Source organism: Streptomyces sp. NPDC096339 (assembly GCF_044762985.1).
Classification (GTDB): Bacteria; Actinomycetota; Actinomycetes; order Streptomycetales; family Streptomycetaceae; genus Streptomyces.
Window position 1 is genome coordinate 25,525 of the sequence record NZ_JBIWFI010000033.1, and the last position, 23,049, is coordinate 48,573.

General features: G+C 72.2%; 23 protein-coding genes and 1 pseudogene. 18 read left to right on the forward strand and 6 right to left on the reverse strand.

What is annotated here, in order from left to right; translation table 11 throughout:
• Positions 1-52: 52 nt before the first annotated feature.
• Positions 53-856, reverse strand: a complete 804-nt coding sequence (locus tag ACIQ5Y_RS30970) for an IclR family transcriptional regulator (protein ID WP_403887755.1) — start codon at positions 854-856, stop codon at positions 53-55.
• Between the two features lie 335 nt (positions 857-1,191).
• Here ACIQ5Y_RS30970 and allB point away from each other — a divergent pair, with 335 nt between their 5' ends.
• The 3 genes from allB to ACIQ5Y_RS30985 all read left to right on the forward strand — a co-directional run bounded on the left by allB (position 1,192) and on the right by ACIQ5Y_RS30985 (position 4,287).
• On the forward strand, positions 1,192-2,526 hold the full coding sequence (allB, locus tag ACIQ5Y_RS30975) for an allantoinase AllB (RefSeq protein WP_403887931.1): 1,335 nt from the start codon (positions 1,192-1,194) through the stop codon (positions 2,524-2,526).
• A 2-nt stretch (positions 2,527-2,528) separates the two neighbouring features.
• Positions 2,529-3,647, forward strand: a complete 1,119-nt coding sequence (gene alc, locus ACIQ5Y_RS30980; protein ID WP_403887758.1) for an allantoicase — start codon at positions 2,529-2,531, stop codon at positions 3,645-3,647.
• Positions 3,648-3,825: 178 nt separating this feature from the next.
• Positions 3,826-4,287 carry a pyridoxamine 5'-phosphate oxidase family protein gene (locus ACIQ5Y_RS30985; protein WP_403887761.1) on the forward strand — a complete coding sequence of 154 codons (462 nt, stop codon included), beginning with the start codon at positions 3,826-3,828 and terminating at the stop codon, positions 4,285-4,287.
• A 15-nt stretch (positions 4,288-4,302) separates the two neighbouring features.
• On the opposite strand, the gene ACIQ5Y_RS30990 is transcribed toward ACIQ5Y_RS30985, so the two are convergent.
• On the reverse strand, positions 4,303-5,037 hold the full coding sequence (locus ACIQ5Y_RS30990; RefSeq protein ID WP_403887764.1) for an SDR family oxidoreductase: 735 nt from the start codon (positions 5,035-5,037) through the stop codon (positions 4,303-4,305).
• A 57-nt stretch (positions 5,038-5,094) separates the two neighbouring features.
• Complete coding sequence (locus tag ACIQ5Y_RS30995; RefSeq protein ID WP_403887767.1) at positions 5,095-6,399, reverse strand: MFS transporter; 1,305 nt, start codon at positions 6,397-6,399, stop codon at positions 5,095-5,097.
• Between the two features lie 302 nt (positions 6,400-6,701).
• On the opposite strand from ACIQ5Y_RS30995, the gene ACIQ5Y_RS31000 reads away from it, so the two are divergent.
• Positions 6,702-7,694, forward strand: a complete 993-nt coding sequence (locus ACIQ5Y_RS31000) for a MarR family transcriptional regulator (RefSeq protein ID WP_403887770.1) — start codon at positions 6,702-6,704, stop codon at positions 7,692-7,694.
• A 6-nt stretch (positions 7,695-7,700) separates the two neighbouring features.
• Here the strand turns inward: ACIQ5Y_RS31000 and ACIQ5Y_RS31005 are convergent, their stop codons facing one another.
• Positions 7,701-8,732 (reverse strand): RNA-binding protein, encoded by a 1,032-nt coding sequence (locus ACIQ5Y_RS31005; RefSeq protein WP_403887773.1) that lies wholly within the window; start codon positions 8,730-8,732, stop codon positions 7,701-7,703.
• 104 nt (positions 8,733-8,836) lie between these two features.
• Between ACIQ5Y_RS31005 and ACIQ5Y_RS31010 the strand changes: the two are divergent.
• Together ACIQ5Y_RS31010 and ACIQ5Y_RS31015 are read left to right on the forward strand one after the other, a co-directional pair.
• Positions 8,837-9,094, forward strand: a pseudogene (locus ACIQ5Y_RS31010) (phosphohydrolase); the annotation flags it as partial.
• A gap of 117 nt (positions 9,095-9,211) precedes the next feature.
• Positions 9,212-9,829 carry a dihydrofolate reductase family protein gene (locus ACIQ5Y_RS31015; protein WP_403887776.1) on the forward strand — a complete coding sequence of 206 codons (618 nt, stop codon included), beginning with the start codon at positions 9,212-9,214 and terminating at the stop codon, positions 9,827-9,829.
• Positions 9,830-9,853: 24 nt separating this feature from the next.
• Here ACIQ5Y_RS31015 and ACIQ5Y_RS31020 read toward each other — a convergent pair whose 3' ends face one another.
• Positions 9,854-10,222, reverse strand: a complete 369-nt coding sequence (locus ACIQ5Y_RS31020; protein WP_403887779.1) for a hypothetical protein — start codon at positions 10,220-10,222, stop codon at positions 9,854-9,856.
• A 131-nt stretch (positions 10,223-10,353) separates the two neighbouring features.
• On the opposite strand from ACIQ5Y_RS31020, the gene ACIQ5Y_RS31025 reads away from it, so the two are divergent.
• Both ACIQ5Y_RS31025 and ACIQ5Y_RS31030 read left to right on the forward strand, forming a co-directional pair.
• Positions 10,354-11,265, forward strand: coding sequence for a DMT family transporter (locus tag ACIQ5Y_RS31025; RefSeq protein ID WP_403887782.1), 912 nt, complete (start codon positions 10,354-10,356; stop codon positions 11,263-11,265).
• Between the two features lie 54 nt (positions 11,266-11,319).
• Positions 11,320-12,522 carry a cytochrome P450 gene (locus ACIQ5Y_RS31030; protein WP_403887785.1) on the forward strand — a complete coding sequence of 401 codons (1,203 nt, stop codon included), beginning with the start codon at positions 11,320-11,322 and terminating at the stop codon, positions 12,520-12,522.
• Positions 12,523-12,543: 21 nt separating this feature from the next.
• On the opposite strand, the gene ACIQ5Y_RS31035 is transcribed toward ACIQ5Y_RS31030, so the two are convergent.
• Positions 12,544-13,548 carry a Gfo/Idh/MocA family oxidoreductase gene (locus ACIQ5Y_RS31035; RefSeq protein WP_403887788.1) on the reverse strand — a complete coding sequence of 335 codons (1,005 nt, stop codon included), beginning with the start codon at positions 13,546-13,548 and terminating at the stop codon, positions 12,544-12,546.
• A gap of 169 nt (positions 13,549-13,717) precedes the next feature.
• Between ACIQ5Y_RS31035 and ACIQ5Y_RS31040 the strand changes: the two genes are divergently transcribed.
• From ACIQ5Y_RS31040 to ACIQ5Y_RS31085, 10 genes are all read left to right on the forward strand, one after another.
• A complete protein-coding gene (locus ACIQ5Y_RS31040) occupies positions 13,718-14,728 on the forward strand; it encodes a substrate-binding domain-containing protein (RefSeq protein WP_403887791.1) in 1,011 nt (336 codons plus the stop codon).
• Positions 14,725-15,756, forward strand: a complete 1,032-nt coding sequence (locus tag ACIQ5Y_RS31045) for an ABC transporter permease (RefSeq protein ID WP_403887794.1) — start codon at positions 14,725-14,727, stop codon at positions 15,754-15,756. The genes ACIQ5Y_RS31040 and ACIQ5Y_RS31045 overlap by 4 nt, the downstream gene beginning before the upstream one ends.
• Complete coding sequence (locus ACIQ5Y_RS31050) at positions 15,726-16,592, forward strand: ATP-binding cassette domain-containing protein (protein ID WP_403887797.1); 867 nt, start codon at positions 15,726-15,728, stop codon at positions 16,590-16,592. Before ACIQ5Y_RS31045 ends, ACIQ5Y_RS31050 begins: the two co-directional genes overlap by 31 nt.
• Positions 16,589-17,839: an ROK family glucokinase gene (locus tag ACIQ5Y_RS31055; RefSeq protein ID WP_403887800.1), complete on the forward strand. Its 1,251-nt coding sequence runs from the start codon at positions 16,589-16,591 to the stop codon at positions 17,837-17,839. Before ACIQ5Y_RS31050 ends, ACIQ5Y_RS31055 begins: the two co-directional genes overlap by 4 nt.
• The gene (locus ACIQ5Y_RS31060; RefSeq protein ID WP_403887804.1) at positions 17,836-18,426 is read left to right on the forward strand and encodes a hypothetical protein; all 591 of its coding nucleotides are present in this window, start codon (positions 17,836-17,838) and stop codon (positions 18,424-18,426) included. Before ACIQ5Y_RS31055 ends, ACIQ5Y_RS31060 begins: the two co-directional genes overlap by 4 nt.
• A gap of 9 nt (positions 18,427-18,435) precedes the next feature.
• Positions 18,436-19,068, forward strand: coding sequence for an MBL fold metallo-hydrolase (locus ACIQ5Y_RS31065; protein WP_403887807.1), 633 nt, complete (start codon positions 18,436-18,438; stop codon positions 19,066-19,068).
• 28 nt (positions 19,069-19,096) lie between these two features.
• Positions 19,097-19,876 carry an exodeoxyribonuclease III gene (locus ACIQ5Y_RS31070; protein WP_403887810.1) on the forward strand — a complete coding sequence of 260 codons (780 nt, stop codon included), beginning with the start codon at positions 19,097-19,099 and terminating at the stop codon, positions 19,874-19,876.
• 80 nt (positions 19,877-19,956) lie between these two features.
• The gene (locus ACIQ5Y_RS31075; RefSeq protein ID WP_403887813.1) at positions 19,957-20,397 is read left to right on the forward strand and encodes a DUF6278 family protein; all 441 of its coding nucleotides are present in this window, start codon (positions 19,957-19,959) and stop codon (positions 20,395-20,397) included.
• 5 nt (positions 20,398-20,402) lie between these two features.
• The gene (locus ACIQ5Y_RS31080) at positions 20,403-21,146 is read left to right on the forward strand and encodes an amino acid ABC transporter ATP-binding protein (protein WP_403887816.1); all 744 of its coding nucleotides are present in this window, start codon (positions 20,403-20,405) and stop codon (positions 21,144-21,146) included.
• Positions 21,147-21,353: 207 nt separating this feature from the next.
• A complete protein-coding gene (locus ACIQ5Y_RS31085; protein ID WP_403887819.1) occupies positions 21,354-22,982 on the forward strand; it encodes an IS200/IS605 family accessory protein TnpB-related protein in 1,629 nt (542 codons plus the stop codon).
• Positions 22,983-23,049 lie beyond the last annotated feature (67 nt).

The window sequence follows — 23,049 nt, forward strand, 5'->3', positions numbered from 1 at the left end:
CCTCTCGAAGCGAGGGGAGCCGGGGCCTTCGCGTACGTACGGCAGCCGGCCGCTACGCGGGGTTCTGGTTCGCCAGCGCGACCGAGAGCTCGGCGGCCACACCCTGCAGGATCGGCACGAACGACTCGGCCACGGCCTCCGTGACGCGGCCCGCGGGGCCCGAGATGGAGATCGCCGCGGCGGTCGGCGAGTTCGGCACGGAGACCGCGAGGCAGCGGACCCCTATCTCCTGCTCGTTGTCGTCGACCGCGTAGCCGGCCTTGCGGACCTGCTCCAGGGCCTCCAGGAAGCCCTCGGGCGTGGTGATGGTCTTCTCGGTCGCGGCCGGCATCCCGGTGCGCGCCAGCAGGGCGCGCACCTCCTCCGCGGGGGTGTACGCGAGGAGCGCCTTGCCCACACCGGTGGAGTGCGGCAGCACGCGGCGGCCGACCTCGGTGAACATGCGCATGGAGTGCTTGGACGGCACCTGGGCGACGTAGACGATCTCGTCCCCGTCGAGCAGCGCCATGTTGGCCGTCTCGCCGGTCTCCTCGACCAGGCGGGCCAGGTACGGGCGGGCCCAGGTGCCCAGAAGGCGCGACGCGGACTCGCCGAGGCGGATCAGACGCGGCCCGAGGGAGTAACGTCGATTGGGCTGCTGGCGGACATAGCCACACGCCACGAGGGTGCGCATGAGACGGTGGATCGTCGGCAGCGGCAGACCGCTGGCGGCGGAGAGCTCGCTGAGACCGACTTCGCCCCCTGCGTCGGCCATGCGTTCGAGCAGATCGAAGGCGCGCTCAAGGGACTGGACGCCACCGCTGGCGGCGGTGGGCTTGGCGGAAGCGTCGGTGGTGCTGGCGCTGGACGTCGGCACGGCGCGGTCCTTTCGGTGCTGGCAGGCAAGGAAGCAGCCTACCGGTCAGTCGGCGTCGGCCCTAGACCAGGGGCGATGCCGTCTCCGCCGGTCAGAGGCGGTATGTCCGGGGGCGGACGTCCTCGCGAAGTTACCTGCCCGACTCCCGGTGGTGGTAGCTACATTCTGTATAGCGAAATCTTAATTCCATCCTGTGGAAACATCCAATTGCGGTGCTGGTGGATCAGCGGTCCCTCCGGGCGCTCTTGACTGGTTCTCCATCGCCCCGCAGACTCCGTCAACAGAACGTTGAATTTCGCTCTGTGGAAGTAGATGGGGAGGTTCCGGTGTCCGACGTGGCTGTGGAACTGGTACTGCGCTCGACGCGCGTCATCACCCCCGAGGGGACGCGTGCCGCCTCGGTGGCCGTCGCCGGCGGGAAGATCGCGGCCGTGCTGCCGCACGACGCGGACGTACCGGCCGGAGCCCGGCTGCAGGACTTCGGCGACGACGTCCTGCTCCCCGGTCTGGTCGACACCCACGTCCACGTGAACGACCCGGGCCGCACCGAGTGGGAAGGCTTCTGGACGGCCACCCGCGCCGCCGCGGCCGGTGGCATCACCACGATCCTCGACATGCCGCTCAACTCCCTGCCGCCCACCACCACGGTCGACAACCTCCGCGTCAAGCAGGAGGTGGCCCGTACCAAGGCGCACATCGACGTCGGCTTCTGGGGCGGCGCCCTGCCGGACAACGTCAAGGACTTGGCGCCGCTGCACGACGCCGGTGTCTACGGCTTCAAGTGCTTCCTCTCGCCCTCCGGCGTCGACGAGTTCCCCCTGCTCGACCAGGAGCAGCTGGCCACCTCGCTCGCCGAGATCACCGGCTTCGGCGGCCTGCTGATCGTGCACGCCGAGGACCCGCACCACCTGGAGTCCGCCCCGCAGAACCCGGGCCCCAAGTACGCCGACTTCCTGGCCTCCCGCCCCCAGGACGCCGAGAACACCGCGATCCAGAACCTGATCGACCAGGCGAAGCGACTGAACGCGCGCGTCCACGTCCTGCACCTGTCCTCCGCCTCCGCGCTGCCGCTGATCGCCGCCGCCAAGGCCGAGGGCGTGCAGATCACGGTCGAGTCCTGCCCGCACTTCCTCACCCTCACCGCCGAGGAAGTCCCGGACGGCGCCACCGAGTTCAAGTGCTGCCCGCCCATCCGCGAGGCCGCGAACCAGGACGTCCTGTGGGACGCGCTCGCCGACGGCACGATCGACTGCATCGTCTCCGACCACTCGCCCTCCACCGCGGACCTGAAGACCGGCGACTTCGCCACCGCGTGGGGCGGCATCTCCTCCCTGCAGCTGGGCCTCCCCGCGATCTGGACCGAGGCGCGCAAGCGCGGACGCACCCTCGAGGACGTCGTCCGCTGGATGTCCGCCGCCCCGGCCGCCCTCGCCGGACTGGCGCAGAAGGGCGCGATCGAGGTCGGCCGCGACGCCGACTTCGCCGTCCTGGCCCCCGAAGAAACGTTCACCGTGGACCCGGCCGAGCTCCACCACCGCAACCAGGTGACGGCGTACGCGGGCAAGACCCTGCACGGCGTCGTCAAGTCCACCTGGCTGCGCGGCACGCAGATCGCCGACCACGGCAACCCGACCGAGCCCACGGGCCTCCTCCTCGAAAGGCAGAACTGACAGTGGCGATTCCTTCCTTCACCGGTAACGCGAACCCGTACGGAGGCGGCGACCCGTACGCGGACTACCGCACCGCGGACTTCCCGTTCACCCAGTACGCGAACCTCGCCGCCCGTGAGCTGGGCGCCGGTGTCATCGACGCCAACGACGAGTTCTTCGCCCAGCGCGAGAACCTGCTGATCTCCGAGGCCGCGCACTTCGACCCCGAGGACTTCGGTCACAAGGGCAAGGTCATGGACGGCTGGGAGACCCGCCGCCGCCGTGGCGTCTCCGCCACCCAGCCCTGGCCGACCCCCGAGGACCACGACTGGGCGCTGGTGCGCCTGGGCGCCCCCGGCGTGATCCGCGGCATCGTCGTCGACACCGCCCACTTCCGCGGCAACATGCCGCAGGCCGTCTCCATCGAGGGCACCAACTGGGAGGGCGCCCTGGCGCCGACCCCGGCGGAGCTCCAGGGCGACGACGTGAAGTGGACGACCCTGGTCGAGCGCACCCCGGTCGGCGGCCACGCGGCCAACGGCTTCGAGGTCGCCGCCCCGCAGCGCTTCACGCACCTGCGCGTCAACCAGCACCCCGACGGCGGCATCGCCCGCCTGCGCGTCTACGGCGAGGTCCTGCCGGACCCGAAGTGGCTCGAGGCGCTCGGCTCCTTCGACGTGGTGGCGCTGGAGAACGGCGGCTCCGTCCAGGACGCCTCCAACCGCTTCTACTCCCCGCCGACCAACACCATCAACCCGGGCCGCTCCCGCAAGATGGACGACGGCTGGGAGACCGCTCGCCGCCGTGACAACGGCAACGACTGGATCCGCTACCAGCTCGTCACCGAGTCCGAGATCCGCGCCGTCGAGATCGACACCGCGTACCTGAAGGGCAACTCGGCCGGCTGGGCCTCGCTGTCCATCAAGACGGGCGAGGAGGGCGAGTGGCAGGAGTTCCTCCCCCGCACCCGCCTGCAGCCCGACACCAACCACCGCTTCGTGCTGGACGCCCCGGCGGTCGGCACGCACGTCCGGATCGACATCTTCCCGGACGGCGGCTTCTCCCGCCTGCGCCTCTTCGGCTCGCTGACGGAGAACGGCGCGGCCGCCCTGGCCGCCCGTCACCAGGAGCTGGGCGGCTGACGCCACCCACATCCAGCCCCGGGGGCCGACACCCCCGGGGCGCGCACGGCCCGGAGGGGCGCACCGCTGAGCGGTGCGCCCCTCCGGCGCTTTTTCATGTGAACTCCGTTACGGGTGGGGCAGGATGGGCCTCGGTGGCCCGATGCGCGGGCCCCGCACCGACGGGGAGGGCACGTACATGACCGAGGTTCCCGCCGCGCCGCGCGAGCGTGAGGTCCGTCTCAAGGACACCCTCGCCCGGTTCCAGGACGACAACGACGTCTGGGTCGCCACCGCGGACGCCGACGGTGTGCCGTGCCTCGTGCCGCTCTCCTTCCGGTGGGACGGCGAGACCTTCCTGCTGTCCACCCGCGCCACCGTGCCCACCGGGCGCAACCTCGCCGCGAACGGCCGGGTACGGCTGGCCTTCGGCGTCACCCGCGACGTGGTCCTCGTCGAGGGCGCCGCGACCACGCTGGACGTCGGGGACCTCGCCCCCGGCGAGCGGGAGGCCTTCGCCGCCCACACCGGGTTCGACCCGGGCGGCTTCGCCGTCCCCTACCCGTACTTCCGGGTCGCGCCGGTGTGGATCCAGGCCTGGCGCGAGGCGAACGAGATCGCCGGGCGTGACCTGATGGCGGGCGGCCGCTGGTTGTCGTGACCGGCGGTCGGGAGGCTAGGCGGCGTGGCCGCCGTCGACGGCGAACTCCGCGCCCGTCACGAAGGCGGCCTGCGATCCGGCGAGGAAGCCCACCATGGCGGCCACCTCATGGGCGGTGCCGAACCGCCCCACGGCGGTCATCGCGGCCTGCGGGCCGGCGTACGGGCCGTCCGCCGGGTTCATGTCGGTGTCCACCGGCCCGGGGTGGACGATGTTCGCGGTGATCCCGCGCCCGCCCAACTCCCGGGCCAGGGCCTTGGTCAGGCCGATCAACGCCGACTTGCTCATCGCGTAGAGCGTGCCGCCGGGACCGGGCACCCGCTGGGTCATGCAGGTGCCGATGGTGATGATCCGCCCGCCGGTCCGCATGTGACCGGCCGCGGCCTGCGCCGTCAGGAACACCCCGCGTACGTTCACGGCGAGCACCCGGTCCACGTCGTCCGGGGCCAGGGTGTCCAGGGGGCCGAGGACGCCGATGCCCGCGTTGTTGACGAGCACGTCGAGCCGGCCGAACTCCCGGACCGTCCGCTCCACCGCCAGGGCGGCGGCCGCCGGGTCCGCCGCGTCGGCCCGTACGGCGACCGCGCGCCGCCCGAGGGCCTCGACCTTGCCGACGACCTCGGCCGCCGCCCGGGCGTCGTTGACGTACGTGATCGCGACGTCGGCGCCGTCCTCGGCGAGCCTCAGGGCACTCGCCGCCCCGATCCCGCGGCTGCCGCCGGTCACCAGGGCAACTGTGGTGCTGTGCATGGTGTTTCCTCCCGTTGAGCTCGTCGATCTCGTCGATTCCCGTGATTGGTTGCGGGTTCAATGAAATCTCCGGGAGGTCCGGTCCGCTGGCGGGAATCCGACCTCGCGTTTCGCGGCCCGTACCCGGCGGACGGAGTCGACGACGGGGAGGGCCGGCAGGGCCAGCAGTACGCAGACCCCCGGCCAGCCGGTGTGCCGGTAGACCATCAGTCCGAGCCAGGACCCGGCGCTGCCGCCCAGATAACCGCAGGTCATGTAGGCGGTGTTGAGCGCGCTGCGGGAGTCGGCGCGCAGGGCGTAGAAGCGGGCCTGGTTGGCGACCATGCCGCACTGCATGGCGGTGTCCAGCAGCAGCGTGCCGAGGACGAGCCCGACGAGGCCGGCGGTGCCGCCCCGGGCCCCGACGGCGAGTACGCCCGCGGCGGTGAGGGTGGCGAGGAAGCAGGCGAGGTTGACCCGGTCGGGGCCGAGGCGGTCCACGAGCCGGCCGGCCACCGGGGTGCACGCCATGGTGACCACGCCGGTGAGCGCGACGAGGCCGAGGGCCTGAGGGCCGAAACCGTAGAGCGGGCCGGTGAGGAGCAGCGCCAGACAGACCCACATCGCGGAGAACCCCGCGAACAGGGAGGCCTGGTACCAGCCGGAGCGGCGCAGTTCGGGCTCGGTGCGCAGCAGCCGCAGCGGCCGGAGGGGGAGCGAGCGGAGCGGCACCCGGGGCGCGGGGGCCGCCTCGCCGGCGGGCAGCGCGCGGGCCAGTACGACGGCGAGGCACAGCATGACGAGCCCGGCGACCCAGTACGGGGCCCGCCACCCGAACCGCTCGCCGAGGGCGCCGCTGAAGGTACGGGCCAGGAGCATGCCGCCGATGGACCCGCTGAGCAGGGTCCCCATCACCACACCCCGCCGCCGCTCCGCGACCAGGCCGACGGTCATCGGGCCGATCAGCTGGGCGGCCGTGGTGGTCACCCCGACGAGGACGCCCGCGACGAGGAGTTGGGTCAGACCGCGGACCAGGGCGGCGGCCAGCAGGGACCCGCCGCCGGCCGCGAGGAGGGCGACGAGGAGACGGCGGTACGGGAGCCGGTCGCCGAGGGGGACGAGCAGGAAGATGCCGAGGGTGTAGCCGACCTGGGTGGCGGTGACGATGGCGGCCGCCTTGTCGGGCGAAGTCCCGAGGCCGGCGGCGATCAACGGGACGATGGCCTGCGGGAAGTAGATGTTGCCCACGGCGACGGCGCAGGTCAGCGAGAGGATCGCGATCAGCCGCCGATCGAGCCGGTCCGCCGGTGTTCCCGGGGCTGCCACCCGCGGCTGGCGCGCCGCCGAGGTGCGCGGCCCGGCTGCCGCCGCGGATTGCTTCACGGAGGTCTCTTGGGCGGCCTGTTCGGTGCCCGCGGGGGTCGTCACCGCCGGGGAGGCCTTGGCCAGCTGCGTCGCCCGGGGCGCGGAGGGCGCCGGGGGTGCCTGCGAGGCGGGCGCGGGCGCCGCAACCGGTGCCGGCGGTCCGGGGTGACGGGGTGGCGTCGGCCGGTGCGTCGGGGCCGGCGGTCCGGCAGGTCGGGCGGTGGGTGTCCGGCCGCCGCGCCGGCCGCGGGAGGGCTTCGTCATGCCCGGCAGTTCAGCCCACCCCGTAGGCCCGGCCAATGGATGTAGCCTCGGGCTTAATGATCAGCTTCGGGCTCGACGCCGACGACCTCGCGGACACCCGCTTCGCCCTGTCCCCGCTCATGGACACCGTGCTGAGCCTCCGCGTGCTCCGTGAGCCGGGACTGTCCGCGATCCACGCCCCCTGGCGCAGGGCGACCGTCCCCCGCGTCAGCGGCACGCTGGACACGGCACTGCTCGCCTCGCTCGTCGCGCAGCACCGTACGACGCCCGACTTCCTGACGCCCCGTCCGGAGCGGTTCTCCGCGACCTTCGCCGAGGAACTGGCCGTCGTACGCCGGACCCCGGCCGCCGTCGTCCGCCGGGACCTGCTCGACGCGCACCACCCGGACCCGCTCCCCGCGCCCCTGCACCCCGCGCTCGCCGCCGACGACCGCCCCGTCACCGCCCTGCGCGACACCATCTGCGAACTGCTGCACCGGTACTGGACGCTCGCTCTCCAGCCCACCTGGCCCGCGATGCGGCTCGTGCTCGAAGCCGACATGACCTACCGGGCCCGGCAGCTGGCCGTCGGCGGCGCCCGCCGCCTCTTCGCCGACATGCACCCCAACCTGCGCTGGGACGGCGGGACCCTGCGCATCGACAACGTCCTCGGCGAGTTCCACATCCCCGCCGCCGGGCGCGGACTGCTGCTGATCCCCTCCGTCTTCGCCCACAAGCCCGCCCCGCCCGTCACCGCCGACCAGCCGCCCGGCCTGGCCTATCCCAGCCGGGGCGTGGCGACCCTGTGGTCCGCCCCGAGCCCGCCCGACGCCACCGCCCTCCCCAGGCTCATCGGCGCCCCCAAGGCCACCCTCCTGGCCCTCCTCGACGGTCCCCTGCCCACCGTCGAACTCGCCCGCCGCCTCCGGGTCACCCCCAGCGCGGTCTCCCAGCACCTGGCCGTCCTCCACGCCACCGGCCTGGTCACCCGCGCCCGCGACGCCCGCCACGTCCTCTACCGCCGCACCCCGCTCGGCGACCGGCTCCTCGACCCCGGCGGCCCCGCCTGAGACGACTCAGTCCCGGATCCGGGCCCCGTCCACGGGGGTCCGGTCGCTCTGCCAGCGTGCGCGCAGGACTCCGTCGGCATCGGGCAGCACCGCCGCGAGCAGCGGGCGCCGCCCACCGATGTCCGGGGACAGGAAGGCCCCGGCACGCGCACCGGCGAGCCGGGAGGTCAGCTCGTCGAGCTCGGTCTCGTCGACGAAGGCGTACTCGATCCGGCCGGCCGCGTCCTCCCAGACGAATTCCGCCGCGAACTCGTCCGGCAGGGAGTCCAGGAGGGTGGCGATGTCCGTGAACAGATCGGGCCAGACGGCCAGCCGGGCCCGGGGTGCGAGCCCGGCACGCACCGCGTCGAGGTTCGCGTCCGTGAGCCGGTGCCAGCGCGTCGCGTTGCTGAGGTGGCCCTCTTCCAGCACCGTCTCCCGGGAGTCGGCGACCACCAGGCGCACCCGGGCCCAGAAGTCCTCGTCGGCGGGGCGTGGAATCTCCGGACCGTCCGGACCGTCCGGTTCGAAGTCGTACGGCGAAGCGTCGATGGGCTCGGGGAACAGTCCCAGGGAGCGGGTCCGGTCCAGGGCCGTCCCGCAGGGGTGCCTGCTGCCCACGTACATGTACTGGTCGTAGCCGATGTGGACGGCGAAGGCTCCCTCCACCTCCAGACGGCACCAGGCCCCGTTGTCGCGCAGCATGGCCCGCACGAGCTCTTGTGCGACGGGGATCGACACCTCGGCACCGTCGTGGAACCCGGTGAGGTCGGCCGGGAACAGGCCGGCCAGACCGTGGCCCTCGACCGTCGGCTCCGCCCCGAAGTGCACGAAGCCGCCGACCCCCGGTTCACGGACGGCCACCCGGTCGACGCCCGTGTCGCGGGCGAAGGCGGCGACGGCCTCCAGGTAGGCGGCCTCGACCGGGCCGTGGTCACTGACGACGTCCTCCGTGCCGGTGTAGTGGCCGTGCCGGTTGCGGTCGGCGGGGTCGTACTTGGTGACCCGGTAGACGTGGGGGAGGGCGGGCGGAATCAGGCCACGGGTGGATGCGCTCATGACAGGACCGTAGGGGAGGGCCGAGCAGGGGTCACCGTCGTTACCCTGACGCGATGACGGCCACCACGCTCCTCGCGAGAGCCCTGAACGGCAGCACCGATCCCCGCTTCGCCGCCAACCACGCGTCGTGGGCGGAACCGGGCATCGGCCTGGAGGACTTGCTGGTGAGCCTCGCCGACAAGATCTGGAAGAACAAGCGGGTCCCCGAGCTGGAGGACCTCGTCGTGACCGCACTGGCCGGGGCGAGCGGCCGGGCGGTCTGGGAGGAGTTCATCGCGCTCGACGAACTCCTCACCCGCATCGGGGACGGGGCCGACCTGCGCCTCGCGTTCCAGGCGTCGTTCCCGGTCCACGGCCCGTAGCGGGCGCGGCGTGCGGGTGCCCTCCCCGCGTGGCGGAGCGATGGGGAACCGGGTGGGCGGGAGTCTGAACCGGTGTAGGCCGGTGCACGGCGACGAACGGGCAAGGAGCGCAGAGCCATGGGCAAGCTGACCCTCACCACCTTCCTGACCCTCGACGGGGTGATGCAGGCCCCCGGCGGGCCCGAGGAGGACCGCAGCGGCGGGTTCGAGTACGGCGGGTGGCTCGTGCCGTTCGCCGACGAGGGGATGGGGGAGTTCATCACCGAGGTCTTCGGCCGGACCGGGGCGTTCCTGCTCGGGCGGCGGACGTACGAGATCTTCGCGAGCTACTGGCCGCAGCACGACGACCCGGCCGACCCCGTCGCGGGCAAGCTGAACCGGCTGCCCAAGTACGTGGCCTCGACCACCCTCAAGGAGCCGCAGTGGGGTCCGGTCACCGTGCTCGACGGGGAGCAGCTGCAGAGCGAGATCGTCCGGGTCAAGGACGCGCTGGACGGGGAGTTGCAGGTGCACGGCAGCGGGCAGCTCGCGCAGTGGCTGCTGGCGCGGGACCTCGTGGACGAGCTGAACCTGCTGGTCTTCCCGGTGTTCCTGGGCGGCGGGCGGCGGCTGTTCCCGACCGGCGGGCTGCCGACCGCCTTCGAGCTGACCGGGTCCAGGACCACGTCGAGCGGGACCGCCATCCACACCTACCGGCCCACCGGGCGCGCCGCCTTCGGGACGTTCGCGGACTGACGCGGCGCACGCGGTGGCCGGCGGTCAGCGGGGATCCAGGGCCACCTGCACCACACGGCCCTCGCGCAGGACGAGGAGGTCCGGGGACTCGTGCTCGCAGTGCCGGATCCGGCCCACCGGGCCCGGCCGGCGGATGTGCGGGGCGAGGACCACGAGGAGGTCCTCGAGGGCGGGGAGCCCCTCCTCGTGCACCTCCTGGCGGCTGGTCAGCGCCCAGCCGGGGCCGGACGCCGGGGCGAACTCGCCCACGAGCATGCCTCCGATCCGCGCGGCCGGGCCGCGCGAGGAGAGGATCCCGCCGGGCGCGAGCTGGCGGCGCAGCTCCGCGAGCACGGTGTCCGGGGTGGATTCGAGCAGGTCGAACGCCAGGTCCAGGGCGTAGAGGTCGGCCATACCGCGATGCTACGGGGCCGGTCTGACAGGTAGGGAAATCGTTCGACCGGCATGATCGCCTCCGGTACGGTGGCCCCGCACCGTGCGAGCCGCCGAAGTCTCCACTTCCCGAGCACCGTTGGAGAGCTTCGATGACCGTGACCTCGCCCGCCCTCGCCACCGCCCCCCGCCGGGCCTGGCTCGCCGACCTGCCCGTGCTGGCCGTCGCCGTCGTGTGGGGCGGCAGCTACCTCGCGGCCAAGGGCGTCACCACCACCCACACCGTGATCGCCGTTCTCGTGCTCCGGTTCGCGCTCGTACTGCCCGTGCTGGCCGTCGCCGGGTGGGCGCGGCTGCGGGCGCTCCGCCCCGCGCAGCTGCGCGGCGCCGGGGGACTGGGCCTCGTACTCGGCGGGATCTTCCTGCTGGAGACCTACGGGGTCGTCCACACGTCCGCCACCAACGCCGGGCTGATCATCAGCCTGACCATGATCTTCACGCCGCTGGCCGAGGCCTTGGTGGAGCGGAGGAAGCCTTCCCCCGGGTTCCTCGGGGCGGCCGGGGTCTCCGTCGCCGGGGTCCTGCTGCTCACCCAGGGCGCCGGGTTCACCGCGCCCAGCCTCGGCGACCTGCTCATCCTCGGTGCCGCCCTCGCCCGGACCCTGCACGTCCTGCTGATGGCCCGGGTCCGGGCCGTGCAGGACGCGGACTCGCTGTCCCTGACCACCGTGCAGCTCGGCGGGGCCGTCGCCGTGTTCGCGCTGCTGGCGGCCGTGCCGGGGACGGGGGAGAGCCCCTGGGCCACCGCCGCCGGCTTCGGGGCGGCCCAGTGGGCCGGGCTGGCGTTCCTCTCCCTCTTCTGCACGCTCTTCGCCTTCTTCGTGCAGATGTGGGCCGTACGCCGCACCTCGCCCTCCCGCGTCAGCCTGCTGCTGGGCACCGAGCCCCTGTGGGCGGCCGCCGCCGGCATCGCCATCGGCGGCGAACACCTCGCCCCGCTCGGCTTCGCGGGTGCGGCCCTCGTCCTCGCCGGCACGGCCTGGGGGCGCCGCGCCGCCTCCTGAGGAGTGGCCGAAAACGCCGCGTCAGGGGGCGAACCGCCGCCGTACTGTGGGCCAATGCCAGTCGTGGACATCAGCGCGAACGCCGCGGACTTCTCCGCCGACCCCCACTCGTTCTACGCCCGATTACGCGAGACGGGACCGGTCCACCGGGTCACCGCCCAGGCCCCCGAGTACGACCCCACCTATCTCGTCGTCGGCCACGCCGAGGCCCGCGAGGCACTGACCCACCCCGGCCTGGCCAAGGACTGGCGAGAATCCGGCCATTTCCCGGACACCCTCGCCGCCGCGAGCAACGCGAACATGCTCGAATCCGACCCGCCCCGGCACACCCGGCTGCGCCGCCTGGTCGCCCGCGAGTTCACCACGCGCCGGGTCGAGGCCCTGCGCCCCCGCGTCCGGCAGATCACCGACGAGCTCCTCGACGCGATGGCCGCCCGCCGCGAGCGCACCGCCGACCTGGTCAAGGCCCTCGCCTTCCCGCTGCCGATGACCGTGATCTGCGAGCTGCTCGGCGTCCCCGACCTGGACCGCTACCGGTTCAGTTCCTGGTCCCGCGAGATCCTCTCCCCGGGCGCCGGCAGCCCCGACGGCGCCGCGCACCGGCAGCTGAGCGGCTACCTCGCGGACCTCGTCGCCGCCAAGGCGAAGGATCCCGGCGAGGACCTGCTCAGCGCCCTGATCCGCACCCGGGAGGAGGGCGAGGACGGGGAGGAGGCCCTCTCGTCCGACGAGGTGATCGGGATGGCCTTCCTGCTGCTCGTCGCGGGCCACGAGACCACCGTGAACCTGATCGGCAACGGCGTACGCGCCCTGCTGGCCCATCCCGACCAGCTGGCCGACCTGCGCGCCGACCACGACGGGCTCCTCGACGGCGCCGTCGAGGAGATGCTCCGCTACGAGGGCCCCGTCCAGAACGCCACCTACCGCTACGCCCGCGAGGACGTCGCGCTCGGCTCCACCGTCATCCCGGCCGGGGCCACCGTCCTCGTCTCGCTGGCCTCCGCGGACCGCGACCCGGGGAAGTACGAGGACCCGGACGCCTTCGACATCCGGCGCGCCCCGCAGGGCCACCTGGCCTTCGGGCACGGCCCGCACTTCTGCATCGGAGCCCCGCTGGCCCGCATGGAGGGCCGCATCGCGATCCGGGGCCTGCTGGAGCGCTTCCCGGACCTGGAGGAGGACCCGGCAGGCGGGCCGCCGCTCTGGCAGCGGGGCAGCCTGATGCGGGGCGTGACCAGGCTTCCCGTGCGCTGGTAGGCGTGACGAATGGCCACCCCCTCACAGATCCGGGAGCTCCTCCATCCGCACCCGGCGCCCCTCCCGCCGCGAGCGCTCGCACGCCTCCGCGATCCGCAGCGCGGCGAGCGCCTCCCGGCCGTCGCACGGGTTGGCGCCCTCGCCCCGCACCAGGTGCACGAAGGCCGCCAGCTCCGCCTCGTACGCGGGGGCGAACCGCTCCAGGAAGCCCGTCCACGGCTTGCTCGCCGGGGGCGGACCGTGCGGTTCCGTCGAGGCGATCGGCGTACGGTCGTCCAGCCCGGCCGAGACCTGGTCCAGCTCCCCGGCCAGCTCCATCCGCACGTCGTAGCCCGCGCCGTTGCACCGGGTGCCGGTCGAGGTGACGAGGGTCCCGTCGTCCAGGGTGAGGAGGGCCGCCGCCGTGTCGACGTCCCCGATCTCCCGGAACCTCGGCGGCCCCGCGTCCGACCCGGCCGCGTACACCTCGGCCACCTCGCGCCCGGTCACCCAGCGCACCATGTCGAAGTCGTGCACGAGGCAGTCCCGGTACAGCCCGCCCGAGGTCGCCAGGTACTCGGCGCTCGGCGGCGCCGGATCGGCCGTCATCGTCCGTACGGTGTGCAGCCGGCCCAGCGCGCCCGAACGCACCAGCTCCCGCGCCGTGCGGTAGCCCGCGTCGAAGCGCCGCATGAACCCCACCTGGAGCAGGCCGCCCGCGGCCGCCACCTCGCGCAGCGCCGCCAGGGTCCGGGTCAGGTCGGGGGCCAGCGGCTTCTCGCAGAACACCGGGAGCCCGCCGCGCACGGCGCGTACGACGAGGTCCGCGTGGGCGTCGGTCGCGGAGGCCACAACCACCGCGTCCACGCCCCAGGTGAAGACCTGCTCCACGGAGGGCGCGGCGGTGGCCCCGAGCCGGTCGGCGAGGCGCGCCGCCCGCGCGGGATCGGCGTCCGCGAGCAGGAGCGAGCCCGCCTCCGGATGGCGGGCCAGTGCCGCCGCGTGGAAGGAGCCGATCCGGCCCGTACCGATGAGCCCGATGCGCATGCACTCAACGTGACCCCGTACGGGGGACCTGTCAATCTGCCCGGGCATGCCCCGATGGGCCCGCATGGTCCACTGTGGCGGATACTGAGCGGCTGGAACCGGAATGACCGAATCATGACGGTCGTGACGAACATGACGGACGAGACGGACGAGGGAAGGGCGCGGCGACGTGGCTAGGGTTGGGACAGGGGTGCGCGTCGTTGGCGCGGTGCTCGCGGCGGTACTGGGAGCCTCGCTCGCGGGCTGCAGCAGTACGGGCGGAAAGCGCGCCGAAGAGCGCGCGAAGGCCGCCGAGGCGGGCCGGCCCGCCGTGTCCACCCCGCGCTGGACCTTCGCGATGGTCACCCACGCGGGCGACGGCGACACCTTCTGGGACATCGTCCAGAAGGGCGCCAAGGAAGCGGCGGCGAAGGACAACATCAACTTCGTCTACGCCCACGACGACCAAGCCCAGCAGCAGGCTCAGTTCGTGCAGAACGCCATCGACCAGAAGGTCGACGGCATCGTTGTCAGCCTCGCCAAACCCGAGGCCCTCAAGGACGTCATCGCCAAGGCCGTCAAGGCCGGCATCCCGGTGATCACGGTCAACTCCGGATCCGCCCAGTCCGCCGAGTACGGGGCGCTCACCCACATCGGCCAGGACGAGACGATCGCGGGCGAGGCGGTCGGCACCGAGCTGGGCAAGCGGGGCCGCAAGAAGGCCGTCTGCGTCCTGCACGAACAGGGCAACGTGGGCCACGAGCAGCGCTGCGCCGGGGCGAAGAAGACGTTCGACGGAACGATGGAGAACCTGTACGTCGAGGGCACCAACATGCCCTCCGTGCAGGCGGCCATCCAGGCCAAGCTCCAGGCGGACCCCTCCGTCGACGCGATCGTCACCCTCGGCGCGCCCTTCGCCGCCACCGCGATCAAGGCCAAGGAAGCGGCCGCGAGCAAGGCCGAGGTGGACACCTTCGACCTGAACAACGCCGTCGCCCGCGACCTGAAGTCCGGCGCCCTCGGTTTCGCCGTCGACCAGCAGCCCTACCTCCAGGGCTACGAGGCCATCGACCTGCTCTGGCTCTACCGCTACAACGCGAACGTGCTCGGCGGCGGCCGCCCGGTCCTCACCGGACCGCAGATCGTCACCGGGGCCGAGGCCGCCCGGCTGGAGGACTACATCAAGCGGGGTCGGCGATGAGCGCCACCGCCACCGCGGACGAACGGCTCGCGCCCACCTCCCTGGTCCGCAAGCTGCTGGGGCGTCCCGAATTCGGCGCGGTGGTCGGCGCCGCCGCCGTCTTCGTCTTCTTCTCCATCGCCGCCCCCACCTTCCTCCAGGCCTCCAGCCTGAGCACGATCCTCTACTCGGCCTCCACCATCGGGATCATGGCCTGCCCGGTGGCCCTGCTGATGATCGGCGGCGAGTTCGACCTCTCCGCCGGTGTCATGGTCACGACCTCGGCGCTGGTCAGCTCGATGTTCAGCTACCAGATGACCGCGAACGTCTGGGTCGGGGTCCTGGTGTCCCTGGTCGTGACCCTCGCCATCGGGTTCTTCAACGGCTTCATGCTGACCCGCACCAAGCTGCCCAGCTTCATCATCACGCTCGGCACCTTCCTGATGCTGACCGGCCTGAACCTCGGATTCACCAAGCTGATCAGCGGCTCGGTCTCCACCAAGAGCATCGCCGACATGGAGGGCTTCTCCTCGGCCCGCGCCCTGTTCGCCTCGCAGTGGACGATCGGATCGGTCACCCTCAAGGTCACCATCCTGTGGTGGCTGGTCCTGGTCGCCGTGGCCACCTGGATCCTGCTGCGCGCCCGCGCCGGCAACTGGATCTTCGCCGTCGGCGGCGGGGCGGACGCGGCCCGCGCGACCGGCGTCCCCGTCGTGAAGACCCGCATCGGGCTCTACATGGGCGTGGCCCTGTGCGCCTGGATCTCCGGCCAGCACATCCTCTTCTCGTACGACGTGGTCCAGTCGGGCGAGGGCGTCGGCAACGAGTTCCTGTACATCATCGCGGCCGTCATCGGCGGCTGCCTGATGACCGGCGGATACGGCTCCGCCATCGGCTCGGCCGTCGGCGCCTTCATCTTCGGCATGACCAGCAACGGCATCGTCTACGCCCAGTGGAACCCGGACTGGTTCAAATTCTTCCTCGGCGCGATGCTCCTGCTCGCGACGCTCCTCAACGCGTGGGTCCGCAAGCGGGCGGAGGCAAAGTGAGCACCGCACTGGTGAAGCTGACCGACGTCAGCAAGTACTACGGCAACATCCGCGCCCTCCAGGGCGTCTCCCTGGAGGTCTCCGCGGGCGAGATCACCTGCGTGCTGGGCGACAACGGCGCCGGCAAGTCCACCCTCATCAAGATCATCGCGGGGCTGCACCAGCACGACGCCGGCACCTTCGAGATCGAGGGCGAGGAGACCGTGCTCCCCAACCCGCGCGCCGCCCTCGACCGCGGCATCGCCACCGTCTACCAGGACCTCGCCGTGGTCCCGCTCATGCCGGTCTGGCGCAACTTCTTCCTCGGCTCCGAGCCCACCAAGGGCCGCGGGCTCCTGCGCCGCCTCGACGTCCGGCACATGCGGGAGACCACCCGGGCCGAGCTGCTGCGCATGGGCATCGACCTGCGCGACGTCGACCAGCCCATCGGGACCCTGTCCGGCGGCGAGCGGCAGTGCGTGGCCATCGCCCGCGCCGTCCACTTCGGCGCGAAGGTCCTCGTACTCGACGAGCCCACCGCCGCCCTCGGCGTCAAGCAGTCCGGAGTGGTCCTCAAGTACGTCGCCGCCGCCCGTGACGCGGGTCTCGGCGTGGTCCTGATCACCCACAACCCGCACCACGCGCACCTGGTCGGGGACCGCTTCGTGCTCCTCAAACGCGGCACGATGGCGGGCAGCCACACCCGCGACTCGATCACCCTCGACGAGCTCACCCGGCAGATGGCGGGCGGCTCCGAGCTCGACGAGCTGAGCCACGAGCTGGAGCGGGTGGCAGAATCGGGGGACGACCGCACCACGCACACCGCCACCACCGACAGGGACGACACGACTCGATGAGCACGTACCGGGACTTCACGCTCGCCCACCGGAGGGCGGCGAGAGGCACCGTCCTGCGGACCATCGGGACCCGTGAGCGCCGGTCCCACCTGACCGCCCCGCGCGTCCCGACCGTCGGCATCGACATCGGCGGCACCAAGGTGATGGCCGGCGTCGTGGACGCCGACGGGGTCATCCTGGAGAAGATCCGCACCGAGACCCCCGACAAGTCCAAGAGCCCCAAGGTCGTCGAGGACACCATCGTCGAACTGGTCCTGGACCTCTCCGACCGGCACGACGTGCACGCGGTCGGCATCGGCGCCGCCGGCTGGGTCGACGCGGACCGCTCCCGCGTGCTGTTCGCCCCGCACCTGGCCTGGCGCGACGAGCCGCTGCGCGACGCGCTGCAGTCCCGGCTCGCGGTCCCCGTCATGGTCGACAACGACGCCAACACCGCCGCCTGGGCGGAATGGCGCTTCGGCGCCGGTCGCGGCGAGGACCACCTCGTCATGATCACGCTCGGCACCGGCATCGGCGGGGCCATCCTCGAAGGCGGCCAGGTCAAGCGCGGCCGCTACGGGGTCGCCGGCGAGTTCGGCCACATGCAGGTCGTCCCCGGCGGGCACCGCTGTCCCTGCGGCAACCGCGGCTGCTGGGAGCAGTACAGCTCCGGCAACGCCCTGGTCCGCGAGGCCCGTGAACTGGCCGCCGCGGACTCCCCGGTCGCGTACAACATCATCGCCCGCGTCGGTGGCAACGTCTCGGAGATCACCGGGCCGCTCATCACCGAGCTGGCCCGCGAGGGCGACGCCATGTGCGTCGAGCTGCTCCAGGACATCGGCCAGTGGCTCGGTGTCGGCATCGCCAACCTGGCCGCCGCCCTCGACCCCTCCTGCTTCGTCATCGGCGGGGGCGTCAGCGCCGCCGACGACCTCCTCATCGGCCCCGCCCGGGACGCCTTCCGGCGCCACCTCACCGGCCGCGGCTACCGGCCCGAGGCCCGCATCGCCAAGGCGCAGCTCGGCCCCGAGGCCGGCATGGTCGGCGCGGCGGACCTGGCCCGGCTCGTCGCCCGCCGCTTCCGCCGCGCCACCCGACGCAGGGTCGAGCGCTACGAACGGTACGAGCGCTACGCGCAGCAGCTGGGCCGCCGCGAGACCCCGGCCCCCGAAACCGAGGCCCCCGAAACCAAGGCCCCGCAAGCCCCCGTCCCCAAGACGCCCGGCCCCGAGATCCCCGGCCCCAAGCACCTGGACGACCAGCCGTGAACCCGCCCACCCTGCCCCGCCAGGCCCCTTCCCCCGACGGCGACGCCACCCCGCGCCCCGTCGAGGACCGCAGGCACGTCGTCAAGCGCCGCTGGATCACCGCGGTCATCATCCTGCTGCTGATCGGCGTGCCGGCGGGCTACCTGGCGATCTCCACCCAGCAGAGTCGCGAGAGCGGCCGCGACAAGGCCGCCCGGGTCGGCGCCTCCAAGGTCCGGCCTGGCTGGCCCTCCAAGGTGCAGCGCAGCATCTACGAGGTCCCCATCCCGCCGAAGGCCTGGCGGGTCGGCTTCCTGGAGACCAACAACTGGCACACCAGCCGGCTGTTCACCGCGTTCTCGGTCACCCCGGCCGACCTGGACGCCTTCCTCGCCTCCGCCGGCACCAGCCGCGACGCCCTGGCCCAGGGGGAGATCGCGATCTCCCCGCACGACTCCGAGGTCGCGGGCTGGAGCTGGAGCCCGAAGGCGAGCTGGTACGGGATCACCCTGGAGCAGCCGGAGCCGCGCCCCACCCGCGACATCACGGTCGACCTCACGAACCCGGAGAACCCCAAGGTCTACGTGGTCTCCACCGCGGTTCCGTAGCCTGGGATCATGAAGCTCACCAAGCGGCTGCACTCCTGCGTCCAGCTAGAGAAGGACGGGCGCGTGCTCGTCATCGACCCGGGCGTCTTCAGCGAATCCGATGCCGGTCTCGGGGCGGACGCCCTGCTCGTCACGCACGAACACCCCGACCACTTCGACGAGGGCCGGCTGCGGGCCGCGCTCGACGCGAATCCGGCGGCCGAGCTGTGGACCCTGCGCAGCGTCGCGGACAAGATCGCCCCCGCCTACCCGGGCCGGGTGCACACCGTGGGCAACGGCGACGCCTTCACCGCCGCCGGGTTCGACGTCCAGGTCCACGGCGAACTGCACGCCCTGATCCACCCGGACATGCCCCGGGTCACCAATGTCGGGTACCTCGTCGAGGGTTCCCTCTTCCACCCGGGGGACGCGCTGACCGTGCCCGACGCCCCCGTCGACACCCTGATGCTCCCGGTGCACGCCCCCTGGAACAAGATCGGCGAGGTGGTCGACTACCTCCGCGAGGTCAAGCCGCGCCGGGCCATCGACATCCACGACGCCTACCTCGCCGACATCGCGCGGCCGATCTACGACTTCACCCTCGACGCCCTGGGCGGCACGGACCACGGGCGACTCACCGCCGGAGACACCGCCGAGCTGTGATGTCGGTGCCGGGCGGTAGGTTGAACACATGCGTATCGCCACGTTCAACGTCAACTCCATCACCGCCCGGCTGCCGCGCCTGCTGGCCTGGCTGGAGAGCTCCGGCACGGATGTCCTGTGCATCCAGGAGACCAAGTGCTCCGCGGAGCAGTTCCCGTACGACGCGCTGCGCGAGCTGGGCTACGAGGCGGCCGTCAACGCCACCGGCCGGTGGAACGGGGTGGCCCTGCTCTCCAAGGTCGGCCTGGAGGACGTGGTCACGGGCCTGCCCGGCGGGCCCCTCTACGAGGAGGTCGACGAGCCCCGCGCCATCTCCGCCACCTGCGGCGGGGTCCGGGTCTGGTCGGTCTACGTGCCCAACGGCCGCGAGGTCGAGCACGACCACTACGGCTACAAGCTGGACTGGTTCCGCGCCCTGACCGCGGCCGTCGCCGAAGACGCGGCCGGGGCCCGGCCCTTCGCGGTGCTCGGCGACTTCAACGTGGCGCCGACCGACGAGGACGTCTACGACCCGGCCGTCTTCGCGGGCCTCACGCACGTGACTCCCGCCGAGCGGGCCGCCCTGGAGGCGCTGCGCGCGGCCGGGCTCTCCGATGTCTTCCCGCGCGCGCTCAAGTACGACCGCCCGTACACGTTCTGGGACTACCGGATGCTGGCGTTCCCCAAGAACAAGGGCATGCGCATCGACCTGGTGTACGGCAACGAGGCCTTCTCCAAGGCCGTCAAGGACGCCTACGTGGACCGCGAGGAGCGCAAGGGCAAGGGCGCCTCCGACCACGCCCCGGTCGTCGTGGACCTGGAGCTCTAGGGCGGCGCCGCCAGATCCGTGCCGTCCGATCCAGGCGCGCCCTGTGGCCGGCGGCGGATCCTGGTGCCACGCTGGGCGGTATGAACATCCCTTTCCTGGACAACTGGCTGAACCGACACGAAACGGAACAGGGCGGGGGACTTGCCGCCGCCTTCGCGGACGACCCCGAGGGCGTGGCCGAGTTGTTCTCGGAGTGCGAGATGCTGCGCGTCCAGGCGAGGGCGGCGGGGCTCGAACTCGACGAGAGCGTTGCCTCGTTGGAGGCCCTCGACCAGTTGATGCCCCGCTGGCGGAGGGATCCCGAGATCGTGCCGTGGCTCGGCAACGACGCCGGTTTCTACCTCGGGACCGTGATCATCCGCACCATCCCGGGGACGGGCTGGGAGGTCTGGCCGAGCGGCCAGCCGGTGATCAGGCTGGCCTCGGGCCGGGAGCTGAACGTGATCGAGTCGGGGGTCTCCTGGGCGATGACCGGTTCCCCCGAGCTCAGCCAGGCCTACGCCGAGGCCTCGGAGGGGTGACCGGCATGGCCGTCGATCCGCTGATCGAGCTCCGGGGCGTCAACAAGCACTTCGGGGACCTGCACGTGCTCCGGAACATCGACCTCGCCGTCGGCCGCGGCGAGGTGGTGGTGGTGATCGGCCCCTCCGGCTCCGGGAAGTCGACCCTGTGCCGGGTGATCAACCGGCTGGAGACCATCGAATCGGGCACGATCACCCTCGACGGGGAGCCGCTGCCCGAGGAGGGCAAGGAACTGGCCCGGCTCCGGGCCGAGGTGGGGATGGTCTTCCAGTCCTTCAACCTCTTCGCGCACAAGACCGTCCTCGCCAACGTCTCGCTCGCGCAGATCAAGGTCCGAGGACGCAAGCGGGCCGAGGCCGACAAGCGGTCCCTGGAGCTCCTGGACCGGGTCGGCCTGGCCGACCAGGCACCGAAGTTCCCGGCCCAGCTCTCCGGCGGCCAGCAGCAGCGCGTGGCCATCGCCCGGGCCCTCGCGATGGACCCCAAGGCGCTGCTCTTCGACGAGCCCACCTCCGCGCTCGACCCGGAGATGATCAACGAGGTGCTGGAGGTCATGCGGCAGCTTGCCCGGGAGGGCATGACCATGGTCGTGGTCACCCACGAGATGGGCTTCGCCCGGTCCGCCGCCAACCGCGTGGTCTTCATGGCCGACGGCCAGATCGTCGAGGACCGCACTCCGGAGCGGTTCTTCACCGCCCCGGAGAGCGACCGGGCCAAGGACTTCCTCTCGAAGATCCTCAAGCACTGACGCACGGGCTCACGGCTCGCGCAGGGGTTGGAACTGCTGCTTGTCGACCGGGTGTGAGTGTGTTCTGGCGTGTGTGAGTGAGCGTCTCGTCGGTGGGGGGCGGGTCGGTGGCCGGTTGGAACGAGAGTTCTTGGATCGAATGGGTGACCCTCGCGAGCGGCGGTCGTTGAGCATGGGGACGGCTTTCGGCGGCTGAGGGGGTGCGGGGTGGGTGGGTTGCGGGAGTTGTCGGCGCCGTTCGTCGCGCTCGGGCCGGCCGGTGTCGCGGTGCGGACCCGGCTGAAGAACCTCACGCCGCTGGACGAGGAGGTGCTGCGCCTGACCGGCGCGCACCTCGGCGCGCTGGCATCCCGCGATCTCAAGGCACGCTGTGCCGACGGGCTGGATCACTCCACGGACGCCTGGGCCGCGCGGAAGCGGGGACTCACTGCCGTGTCGTCGTCGCGGTGGGCGGGGTCGGTCACCAAGGCGACGCATGACCAGTGGGCGCTGGCCCGGCGCGGCCAGGCGGCGTACATCCATAACCTGGAAGCCGGGATCCGGACGATCACCCGCCGCCTGTCGCTCCCGGTCGGGGAGAAGGGCCGCCGGCGCTCTCCGGGCGGCTACCGGAGTAAGCCGGAATGGTTCGCCAAGACCCGGCGCCTGCACGTGCTGGAAGACCGGCTGGCCCGTGCGCGGGCCGACCGCGAGGCAGGGCGGGTCCGGATCGTACGGGGCGGCAAACGCCTCCTGGGCACCCGGCACCACCTCGATGCCGCCCAGCTCACCGAGACCCAGTGGCGCCGCCGGTGGGAAGCCGAACGCTGGTTCCTCCAGGCCGACGGGGAGTCCGGTAAGCGGTTCGGGAACGAGACGATCCGCGTCACGCCCGACGGCGAGGTGAGCATCAAGTTGCCCTCCCCGCTCACCGGCCTGGCCAACGCCGGGCACGGCCGGTACGTCCTGTCCTGCCGCGTCGCGTTCGCCCACCGTGGGCCGGAGTGGGCCGACCGCGTGGAAGCCAACCGGGCCATCGCCTACCGCATCCGCTACGACACGGACCGGGACCGCTGGTACCTGACCGCTTCCTGGCAATACCCGCCGACCAAGACCATCCCGCTCGAAGCGGCCCTCGCGCACGGTGTCATCGGTGTCGACACCAACGCCGACCACCTCGCTGCATGGCGCCTCGACACTCACGGCAACCCCATCGGACAGCCGCACCGCTTCTTCTACGACCTCAGCGGCACCGCCCAGCATCGGGATGCCCAGGTCCGCCACGCGCTGACCCGACTGCTGCACTGGGCGAAAGTCTGCGGCGTCGCCGCGATCGCGGTCGAGGACCTGGAGTTCGCGGCGGAGAAAACCCGCGAGAAGCACGGGGGCAGCAAGCGTTTCCGGCAGTTGATCTCCGGCATGCCCACGGGGAAGCTGCGGGCCCGGCTGTCCTCCATGGCCGACCAGACCGGTATCACGGTGATCGCCGTCGACCCGGCCTACACCAGCAAGTGGGGCGCCCAGCACTGGCAGAAGCCCCTCACCACCAAGAACCGCACAACCAGCCGCCACGATGCGGCGAGCATCGCGATCGGCAGGCGCGCTCAAGGGCACCCGATCGGGCGACGGACGACACCGCCCCACGACGACCAGAGTGATCGTCGTGGGCATCGGACCGTCCAGGCCCGACCGGCCACCCTTGGGTGTGAGGAACCCCGCCCCCGCGTCCCCGGACCACGCACACGATGCGTGTCACCGGACGCGGAGCGAACGCGGGCGACCAGGACACCCAAAACCGTTCGGGATGTCCGCAGCGGGCAGGAATGGGTCCAACACCCACTCCTGCTCACTGAGTAGGAACGGTTGTGCTCGATGTACAGCGGGTCGACGGTGTCGATGACGAGGGCGAGCCGGTGGCCCGCGG

Excerpts from the sequence above, each read along its gene's own strand:
- ACIQ5Y_RS30985 (WP_403887761.1), top strand. The coding sequence starts at position 3,826 with ATGACCGAGGTTCCCGCCGCGCCGCGCGAGCGTGAGGTCCGTCTCAAG.
- ACIQ5Y_RS30990 (WP_403887764.1), bottom strand. The coding sequence starts at position 5,037 with ATGCACAGCACCACAGTTGCCCTGGTGACCGGCGGCAGCCGCGGGATC.
- ACIQ5Y_RS31000 (WP_403887770.1), top strand. The coding sequence starts at position 6,702 with ATGATCAGCTTCGGGCTCGACGCCGACGACCTCGCGGACACCCGCTTC.
- ACIQ5Y_RS31005 (WP_403887773.1), bottom strand. The coding sequence starts at position 8,732 with ATGAGCGCATCCACCCGTGGCCTGATTCCGCCCGCCCTCCCCCACGTC.
- ACIQ5Y_RS31015 (WP_403887776.1), top strand. The coding sequence starts at position 9,212 with ATGGGCAAGCTGACCCTCACCACCTTCCTGACCCTCGACGGGGTGATG.
- ACIQ5Y_RS31020 (WP_403887779.1), bottom strand. The coding sequence starts at position 10,222 with ATGGCCGACCTCTACGCCCTGGACCTGGCGTTCGACCTGCTCGAATCC.
- ACIQ5Y_RS31025 (WP_403887782.1), top strand. The coding sequence starts at position 10,354 with ATGACCGTGACCTCGCCCGCCCTCGCCACCGCCCCCCGCCGGGCCTGG.
- ACIQ5Y_RS31030 (WP_403887785.1), top strand. The coding sequence starts at position 11,320 with ATGCCAGTCGTGGACATCAGCGCGAACGCCGCGGACTTCTCCGCCGAC.
- ACIQ5Y_RS31035 (WP_403887788.1), bottom strand. The coding sequence starts at position 13,548 with ATGCGCATCGGGCTCATCGGTACGGGCCGGATCGGCTCCTTCCACGCG.
- ACIQ5Y_RS31045 (WP_403887794.1), top strand. The coding sequence starts at position 14,725 with ATGAGCGCCACCGCCACCGCGGACGAACGGCTCGCGCCCACCTCCCTG.
- ACIQ5Y_RS31055 (WP_403887800.1), top strand. The coding sequence starts at position 16,589 with ATGAGCACGTACCGGGACTTCACGCTCGCCCACCGGAGGGCGGCGAGA.
- ACIQ5Y_RS31065 (WP_403887807.1), top strand. The coding sequence starts at position 18,436 with ATGAAGCTCACCAAGCGGCTGCACTCCTGCGTCCAGCTAGAGAAGGAC.
- ACIQ5Y_RS31070 (WP_403887810.1), top strand. The coding sequence starts at position 19,097 with ATGCGTATCGCCACGTTCAACGTCAACTCCATCACCGCCCGGCTGCCG.
- ACIQ5Y_RS31075 (WP_403887813.1), top strand. The coding sequence starts at position 19,957 with ATGAACATCCCTTTCCTGGACAACTGGCTGAACCGACACGAAACGGAA.
- ACIQ5Y_RS31080 (WP_403887816.1), top strand. The coding sequence starts at position 20,403 with ATGGCCGTCGATCCGCTGATCGAGCTCCGGGGCGTCAACAAGCACTTC.